The organism is Rahnella perminowiae, assembly GCF_019049755.1.
Taxonomy (GTDB): Bacteria; Pseudomonadota; Gammaproteobacteria; order Enterobacterales; family Enterobacteriaceae; genus Rahnella; species Rahnella perminowiae.
The window spans coordinates 1-8,695 of sequence record NZ_JAFMOS010000422.1 but is presented as its reverse complement, the minus strand read 5'-3'; the positions used below and the strand labels follow the sequence as shown (position 1 = coordinate 8,695).

The 8,695-nt window shown below is 51.6% G+C and carries 8 protein-coding genes; 3 read left to right on the top strand and 5 right to left on the bottom strand.

Going from position 1 to position 8,695, the window contains the following annotated elements; all coding sequences use genetic code 11:
* The first annotated feature begins 756 nt into the window (after nucleotides 1-756).
* Complete coding sequence (gene mntP / locus J1785_RS06435; RefSeq protein ID WP_129953646.1) at nucleotides 757-1,332, top strand: manganese efflux pump MntP; 576 nt, start codon at nucleotides 757-759, stop codon at nucleotides 1,330-1,332.
* 73 nt (nucleotides 1,333-1,405) lie between these two features.
* On the opposite strand, the gene J1785_RS06430 is transcribed toward mntP, so the two are convergent.
* Nucleotides 1,406-2,326, bottom strand: coding sequence for a LysR substrate-binding domain-containing protein (locus tag J1785_RS06430; RefSeq protein WP_217219063.1), 921 nt, complete (start codon nucleotides 2,324-2,326; stop codon nucleotides 1,406-1,408).
* Between the two features lie 95 nt (nucleotides 2,327-2,421).
* Between J1785_RS06430 and J1785_RS06425 the strand changes: the two genes are divergently transcribed.
* Nucleotides 2,422-3,282, top strand: coding sequence for an aldo/keto reductase family oxidoreductase (locus tag J1785_RS06425; protein WP_129953648.1), 861 nt, complete (start codon nucleotides 2,422-2,424; stop codon nucleotides 3,280-3,282).
* 102 nt (nucleotides 3,283-3,384) lie between these two features.
* On the opposite strand, the gene J1785_RS06420 is transcribed toward J1785_RS06425, so the two are convergent.
* The gene (locus J1785_RS06420) at nucleotides 3,385-4,299 is read right to left on the bottom strand and encodes a LysR family transcriptional regulator (RefSeq protein WP_217219062.1); all 915 of its coding nucleotides are present in this window, start codon (nucleotides 4,297-4,299) and stop codon (nucleotides 3,385-3,387) included.
* A gap of 118 nt (nucleotides 4,300-4,417) precedes the next feature.
* On the opposite strand from J1785_RS06420, the gene J1785_RS06415 reads away from it, so the two are divergent.
* Nucleotides 4,418-4,861, top strand: coding sequence for an ester cyclase (locus J1785_RS06415; RefSeq protein WP_217219061.1), 444 nt, complete (start codon nucleotides 4,418-4,420; stop codon nucleotides 4,859-4,861).
* Nucleotides 4,862-4,903: 42 nt separating this feature from the next.
* Here the strand turns inward: J1785_RS06415 and J1785_RS06410 are convergent, their stop codons facing one another.
* From J1785_RS06410 to J1785_RS06400, 3 genes are all read right to left on the bottom strand, one after another.
* The gene (locus J1785_RS06410; protein WP_420803829.1) at nucleotides 4,904-6,538 is read right to left on the bottom strand and encodes a mechanosensitive ion channel family protein; all 1,635 of its coding nucleotides are present in this window, start codon (nucleotides 6,536-6,538) and stop codon (nucleotides 4,904-4,906) included.
* 347 nt (nucleotides 6,539-6,885) lie between these two features.
* The gene (locus J1785_RS06405) at nucleotides 6,886-8,151 is read right to left on the bottom strand and encodes a Y-family DNA polymerase (protein ID WP_129953652.1); all 1,266 of its coding nucleotides are present in this window, start codon (nucleotides 8,149-8,151) and stop codon (nucleotides 6,886-6,888) included.
* 2 nt (nucleotides 8,152-8,153) lie between these two features.
* The gene (locus J1785_RS06400; protein WP_129953653.1) at nucleotides 8,154-8,573 is read right to left on the bottom strand and encodes a translesion error-prone DNA polymerase V autoproteolytic subunit; all 420 of its coding nucleotides are present in this window, start codon (nucleotides 8,571-8,573) and stop codon (nucleotides 8,154-8,156) included.
* Between the last annotated feature and the right edge of the window lie 122 nt (nucleotides 8,574-8,695).

The following is an 8,695-nucleotide window of genomic DNA, read 5'->3' as shown; positions in this document are numbered from 1 at the left end:
TCTCCTGGGCTCGGAGATGTTTATAAGAGACAGATATAAAAATGAATACACTTTTTTTTTTATAAAAACAAAAAAAATCGTCAAATATTAAATGATAATCATTGTTACATTTCATTTTTTTACATTGCCTGTTAAAAATACATTCTTAAACAAAGCGTATGTAGGATGAACTGTAGAGATAATTGATTTCAATCCATACGAGGGATCCGAAAACCTCACAGCCAGTGCCTTTACAGACCTGGGCTTATCCCTCTGCACAGAGGCAGATATGGATAAATTTCTGTATTGATCAGCCAGATAGTGTTTTGTAGCTGGCAGGTATAAGCAGCATATGCTCAGCGCCAGTGCCGTTTATACCCCCCGCACTTGGGGAGCGCTGAATGATTTTATGAACACCCGGTGTTACGGCTGATGACAGTGAACCTGAACTCTTTCAGTCATTTTCCAGTGCTGAGTAGCCGCCGGTGAAGTTCAGCGTGGTGACTTTTATTTCTTTCATATCATGAGTCAGTCAGATTCTTTGTATAAACCCCACTCATTCTGTATTGCTATGATGATTGATGTTTTTGCTACTTCGCGTTGCCATTTTCATCAGCTTGCGGTTATTTCAATCAAATATAGCCTATGCTAACTTTCTTAACCAAGACTATAACACATTGAAAATAAAGGTTTTTCTATTTTTAGTTTTGTGGCAAACTGCGCATCTCAACGAATAACCCGCCTTTTTTGTTCCCGAAGGCCTGACTGGTCCGTTTTATGCAACTTTATACCATTCTCATTCTGGCGTTCGGTATGTCCATGGATGCCTTCGCAGCGGCAATTGGCAAAGGTGCCTCTCTGCACCGGCCACCGCTGAAAGAGGCATTACGCACCGGGCTTATTTTTGGCGTGATTGAAGCCATCACCCCGGTGATCGGATGGGGAATCGGTCTGGCGGCCAGTCAGTTTATTATGAGTTGGGATCACTGGGTCGCATTCACCCTGTTGTTGATCCTCGGTATCCGTATGATTGTGGAAGCCTTCAGGAAAGATAAAGCGGTAGAAGATACACTGGCACCGCGCCGTCATGGTTTCTGGCTGCTGGTCACGACAGCCGTCGCAACCAGTCTGGATGCCATGGCCGTCGGAGTCGGTCTGGCTTTCCTTCAGGTGAATATTCTGGTGATGGCACTGACTATCGGTGCCGCCACCACTATTATGGCAACATCCGGTATGCTGCTTGGCCGGTTCCTCGGTGCCGCAATGGGTAAATGGGCCGAAATTCTGGGTGGCGTGGTGCTGATCGGTATCGGTACATCCATTCTTGTGGAGCATCTTGGCCTGCTGGGCTGAGATTTTCAGACATAAAAAAGAGGATTTTGTATCCTCTTGATCATTGGAGGTTTTTTTCTTTTCCCTGCCCCTGTTAAACAGAAAAATCCCGGTTCAGATTATCTTCACGCACAAAATCGATAAACGCCTGTAACGGCGCAGGGATAAGGCGCCTGTCATTGTAGTAAAGATACGGCCCGGAAAACGACAGCCACCACGGTTGCAAGATAGCCTCCAGTTTGCCGCTGGCAATGGCAGGCCGCAGCCATTCTTCAAACAGGTAGATAATGCCAGTACCCGCCACCGCCGTTTCCAGCGCCAGATCCATCGCGCCGCCGACACTGACCACCAGCGGGCCGTTCACCTGCACGCTGAGGCTTTCCCCCTCATGTTCGAATTCCCAGTCCGGCATGATCCCGCGGGCATAGCGACCACGCAGGCACCGGTGCTGTATTAGCTCCTGCGGATGCGATGGCCTGCCATGCGTATTGAGATAATCCGGGGAGGCCGCCGCAGCGTAACGCTGACGGCGCGGCCCGATAGGGATAGCCACCATGTCCAGTTCAAGGCGTTCGTCATAACGGATCCCCGCATCACAACCGTCACGAAATACATCCTGTACATTACTTTCGGCAATGATTTCCAACTGAATATCCGGATAACGCCGCAGAAACTCCGGCACCAGCGCAGGCAAAACCAGCCGGGTTGCACTAACCGGCACATTCAGACGCAGCGTGCCACCGGGCGTATTGCGATAACGGTTGAGAGCGTCAAGTGCCGCATCCACCTCTTTCATGGCCGGAATTAGCCGCTCGAGCAATGCTCTGCCCGCTTCAGTCAGCACCACTGCACGCGTGGTACGGTGAAACAGACGGATGCCGAGCTGCTGTTCAGCACGGCGCACCGCATCGCTCAACCGGGATGCATTGCTGCCCGTGACGCGTGCCGCCTCACGAAATCCCCCCGCTTTCGCCACTTCTACTACTGCATGCAACAGCGCGATATCCATCGGCATTGTGCGTCACTCCGTACAGTTTGTCCTGATTTCACCGGATAGTTGCACAAGCTGAGTGCGGCTACAATCGATGAACACCCACACAGGAGAATTCCATGACACAACCCTCAATGACTTACCGCCTCGGCGACAGAGAAGTGGCGCGCTTAGGTTACGGTGCAATGCAACTGGCTGGCCCCGGCGTTTTTGGCCCGGTCAGCAATGAAGCACGGGGCATACAGGTGCTGCGTGATGCCGTGGCTTCGGGTGTTAATCACATCGATACCAGCGATTTTTATGGCCCGCATGAAACCAATAAGCTGATCAAAAAAGCCCTCCATCCTTATCCCGATAATCTGCGCATCGTGACCAAAGTTGGTGCGCGACGCGATGAAAAAGGCGGCTGGTTACCGGCTTTCAGCCCGCAGGAACTGACGCAGGCGGTGGAAGATAACCTGCGCAATCTCGGGCTGGAGGTGATGGACGTGGTGAATCTGCGCAGCATGCTCGATGTCCATCAGCCGAAAGAAGGATCGCTGGAACCGCAGCTGGAAGCGCTGATCAGGCTCCGGGAACGCGGTCTGATCCGCCATATCGGCCTGAGCAATGTGACGGCAAAACAGGTCGCCGATGCACAGAAAATGACGACCATCGCCTGTGTTCAGAATATGTATAATCTGGCGAACCGTCACGACGATGCGCTGATCGACAGTCTGGCGGAACAGGAGATTGCTTATGTACCGTTCTTCCCGCTGGGCGGTTTTTCGCCTTTGCAGTCAGCGCGGCTTGATGAAGTCGCGGCACAATTGCAGGCAACACCCATGCAGGTGGCGCTGGCCTGGCTGCTGAAACGCTCGCCGAACATTTTGCTGATCCCCGGCACCTCATCACCGCAACATTTGCAGGAAAATCTGGCCAGTGCGAAGGTAACTTTGTCAGATGAGGTAATGGAAACCCTGAACGGAATGGCGGGTTAGACGTCACGCGTCCCCTGCGCATCATGCAGGGGACGTTTTTCGGGATGGCTGAATCTGCACTGTCGTATTAACGGTCAGATCACGTCAACGGTATCCGGCTGTTCACTGCAATTCGCGGGCCTGTGCACAGATAAGTTTCCTCAGCCATTTCTGCGCATTACTGTCATCCGAACGCCGGTGCCATAACAGATAAAACGGGATTTCCGGCAGCGCTACCGGCGGCGGCGTCATCACGATATTTTGATGTTTCCCGCTGACTATCACACTGCGTTTCAATACGGTTGCAACATATCCCGTCTGCTGCACAACACCGGCAACACCCGCCATGGTCGGCAGCGTCAGGCGGAGTTCCCGTGTCAGCCCCATTTTTCTGAGCTGTTCATCGACCAGACCATAATGATTTCCTTCCGGCGAGACCAGAATATGGCTCATTGCCAGATAAGCTTCTAACGTCATGCCGTCGCGAGCCGCATCATTGTCGCGGCGGATCAGTGTGACAAATTCATCACTGAACAGAGGCAGTGACAAGATGCGGTTTTCCGGCCGGGTCGGGGGAATACCGATCACCAGATCCACCTCACCGGCATCCAGCATCGACACGGACGCATCGCGGTCGGTAAATGTCCGCACATGCAGCGCCACACCGGGCGCCTGTTCGCTGATCGCCCGCATAATGCCGGGCAGCAGCACCATCAGCGGGTATTCAGACGTACCCAGCGTAAAGGACATTTTTCTGTTCTCCGGCGCAAAATTGTCGTCCGGAGCCAGCAGATTACTCAGTTCGTTAAGCGCTTTTGACACGTGTAAACTGATCTCTTTTGCCCTGGCGGTAGGCAACAAACCGGAAGCACTGCGAATAAACAGCGGATCTGCAAAATGCGTTCGCAGGCGCGACAATGCCGCGCTCATCGCCGGCTGACTGACCGCCGCTTTGCTGGCGGCACGGGTCACATTCCGCTCTTCCATCAGCGCATCAAACGCGACCAACAGATTCAGGTCGAGGCCCTTAAAATCCATAAAACGTATATTCCTCTATATGCTTTTCTTATTTCAATTATGACTGATACAAATGGGATACTCGCTGCGTGCACCACATTAACCCTATAAAAATGCATTCAGCCAGAGGAATTTAGCGATGTCAGACAATAACGAGATGGCAAATCGACTTATAGCGGAACGTAAGGCAGTTGAAAAAATCTATCAGGCTTTCAGCCTGCATAATCCGGACTTAATGGATGAGGCAGTTACCCCGGACTGGAAAGATATTCCCCTCGCCCCCGGACAGGCTCCCGGCCCTGAAGGGCTGAAACCCATCATCAGGGGATTTATTGAAGCTTTTCCGGACGTGAAGATCACCCTTCACGACCTCCTTCAGACGCCGGGGAAGATTGCCGTGCGTGCAGAAATTACCGGCACACATAACGGCAACTTTATGGGCATCGAGCCTACAGGCAAATTTGTCAGCATCCGGTTGCATGAATTCCATGAGCTGAATGGCGAACGCATCACCACCACCTGGCATCTGGAAGACTGGTTTGGCGCGTTCATGCAACTCGGCCAGTTCCCGCCGCAGGGTTAAAAACGGACAATTCGCCGCACGGGCTGACCGGTCCCCTCTCTTTCATTTCGGATTATCCGGCGGCGAGGCCGGTGCGGCGAACCAGTTGTCCTGAGTCACCATGACGGCTGTTTCCGGCTGATTGACAAAATTCGGCGACATAATCTGCACATTAAATTCGTTGAAGACGTCCTGAATATGGCTGTGTAATTCGCTTCTTACTGTGGCAAGGGATTCGCCCGGACGGAGATGCACCTGCAGTTCATAGGCGATATACCAGTCCATCAGACTGAGCTGGCGTACCAGCGGTTTATGCTGAAGATCAATACCCTGCGTACGGCTGGCGGCCAGCTCCAGCATGGCGTGCACCTGCCGCCAGGGCGTGTCATAACCGATGGTGACACGGGTTATCAGGTTGACACCGCCCCCCGGATTTTGTGCGCTGAGATTGGTGATTTTGCCACTGACCACCACAGCATTCGGCACGGTGACAACGTAACTTTCACGGGTGATAATTTTGGTCGCCAGCATGCCGATTTCACTCACCAGTCCTTCGTTATCGCCGATGCGGATCACATCGCCTTTACGCAGCGCCCGGGAATAAATCAGCACCAGTCCGCTCATCGCATGGTTCATCACGCCGGCAGATCCCAACGTCAGCATCAGGCCAAAGAATACGCTGACACCTTTGAAGGCCAGTGAGTTTGCGCCAGGCAAAAACGGATAGGCCGCAGACAGCGCAAACAGCCAGACCATGACAGAAATCAGTTTTCGAGTCGCGCCCACCGTTTCAGGGTGCAGGCCGGGCACCTGCGTTTTTCGGGTCTCAACCCGTTTTAACAGTATTTTTAGCAGCTTGAGAATAAACGCCGTAATGAGGAAAATGATTGCCACGATCATCAAGCCCGGGAACGCCGACACAATCGCCAGAGCGATTTTTTGCACCACATCGACTGACCAGTCACCCAGCGATTCCCCCCAGATACGCGTCCACGGATATAAACGGAACAACCAGCTCAGCCAGAGATAAAACGCCACGATGCTCAGAAAAATTATCAAAATGGCGTATAAATGCACTTCAACCGCACCCAGCAAACTGCGCCACCGGTACGGGATCCACCCTTTCTTCAGCAAAATCCTTGCCGTGAAATACGCTTTCACTTTAGCCCAGGATGTAAACGCCGCGTAGTACAGCAGAATAAGCACAGCGGTACCCGCAACCACTTTGAGTGTCGCGATCGCCAGATACGAGGAAGAATACTGCTCTGCCAGCGAGGTGCGTTGTGTGTTGAAGCGCGCCAGCACACGCTGCGCGGCCTGATCGAGCGTCAGGTCATCGCCTTCATCCAGATCACTTTCCGACAGCAACATCAGTGGTTTACCATTGATTACAAACAACCGCCCCTGCTGACCATAACGTTGCACAGACAGGATCTGCACCGGATGGCGGATGTCCTCCCCGTTCAGCGAACGCAGCGTATTACGGATACGCAACACACGCTCTTCCGGCGTGGACAAGCCGAACGTTGCCTGCAACATCACAACCGGCTGATGAAAAATAAACACAGTGCGGGCTTTTTCCTGATCAGACGGCATCTGCCGGGGTTCAGCTGCCTGCAGATGAAAGGAGCCAAAAAATGCCAGCCACGCCAGCAAAACGCACAGTCTGCCCTTTCTCAGCCAGGCCAGTAACTCCATCACCCTCAACCTGCTGTCACCCATCTACAGACTCCCAACACAGACACGGTAGGATCAAGACGCTGACTTAAAAATTTCAAGATAAGTCATCGTGAAATAAGTCTTTTAATTAAAATCAATCTTGGATAAATGCTAGTTACTCAGGGAAATTTTTACTAGCGATCAGGCATCTTTTTTTATTAACTGCGCCTGACCTACCAATGTCAGGTGTGTCAGATGATATGGTTAAACGCAGGCGGCGGGCCTGCGGCAGTCACTGTATCTGCACCAGCAACCGCCCGCAGGTAAAACGTGGCTATTTAAAATGCGAAGCAATAATATTTATTTTAAACGAGGCATGGCGGTAATCATTTAATAACGAGCAGATCCTGATATCGCGTGGTATATCTCGGCGAGAGCATTTCACGCTTCATCTGCCATTGCTGCCGTATGCCCTGCCCGGCAAAATAAAGCGTTCCACGCCCCTTCCTGGCATTCAGATAATCCAATACGCCCATCAGTTTCTGGCTATTATGTCGCGGTGCGTTTTCATCGAAAAGATTCAGCTGAGCCACACCCTGACTGTAAAAATCGCCCAACATAATTCCGGCTTTCTGATAGCGATGCCCCTCTTTCCAGATAGCATCCAGACAGCGCGTCGCCGCAACCATAATATCCCGGCTATCCTGTGTCGGCGTCAGCAAATTAACGAATGAGCTGGATCCATAATAAGGCTCATTTAATCCGAAGGGAGACGTTTTAATAAACGCGGAGATAAACCGGCAATACTGATGTTCATTGCGGAGCTTTTCCGCTGCCCGGATAGCATAACTACAGATAGCCTGACGCATCTGCTCATATTCCGTGATCCGATCACCGAATGAGCGGGAGCAAACAATTTCCTGCTTTACCGGCGCAAACTCTTCCATCTCAAGACACGGTTCACCCCGTAACTCACGCACCGTTCTTTCCAGCACAACGTTGAAATGTTTTCTGACGAACCGGATATCAGTGTCTGCCAGCTGCAGCACCGTCCCGATCCCCATAGACTTCAGTTTCTTCGTGATCCGCCGGCCGACTCCCCAGACTTCATCCACGGGTAACGCCGCCATAAGCTTTCTTTGCCGTTCGACATTTGACAAATCAACAACTCCACCCGTCTGCCGTTGCCATTTTTTTGCTGCATGATTAGCCAGTTTGGCTAACGTCTTGGTTTGTGCGATACCGACCCCAACCGTCAGATGCGCACGTTGCAGAACAGTGGCTCTGATTTCACGCCCAAACTCCGTCAGATCGCGACAATTGCGCACGCCCGTCAGGTCACAAAAAACCTCATCAATTGAGTATACTTCGCAGCGTGGCACCATCTCCTCAATTGTGGTCATTACCCGGTTGGACATATCCGCGTAGAGTTCATAATTACTACTAAAACAAACTACGCCATGACGCCTGAACACTTCTTTTTGTTTAAAATACGGTTCTCCCATTTTTACAAATGGATATGCTTCAGCAGAACGGGCAATAACACAGCCGTCATTATTGGATAAAACGACCACCGGCCGCCCCTTCAGATCGGGGCGAAATACCGTTTCACAGGAAGCATAAAAAGAGTTCACATCACACAGTGCAAACATAGTCAGCTCGCCGATTTCACGATATAGGTTACTACGCCGAAAACTTCCAGGCTTTCTTCGCTGCCAATGATGATTGGCGCATAAACACTATTTTCAGGCCGGAGCATGACAACCGGATGCAGTTGCAGGCGCTTAACCGTGAATTCACCGTCAACCGCAGCAATGACAATATTGCCATGTTCAGCTTTACGGGAACTGTCCACGACCAGTAAATCGCCCTCGCCAATCCCGGCGTCAATCATTGAGTCACCGGTCACTTTCACGAAATAAGTGGCACTCGGATGCTGAATCATCAGTTCATTGAGATCAATACGCCGCTCAACATAATCCTGCGCCGGGCTCGGGAACCCGCAGGGGACAAGGTCGCTGAACAAGGGGAATGCCAGGATCTGCCGTGGCTCGTTAAGCGTGAGGAACTGCATTGTAATCACCATCAAGGAAAACTGTATGTATATACAGTATTATTTATCCCTGATGGAAAGCAAGAGGCTTTAAAGGCGGCGGTGCTTCTGCTGCGTACCGCGCTGAGTAAAAGCCTTTAAAT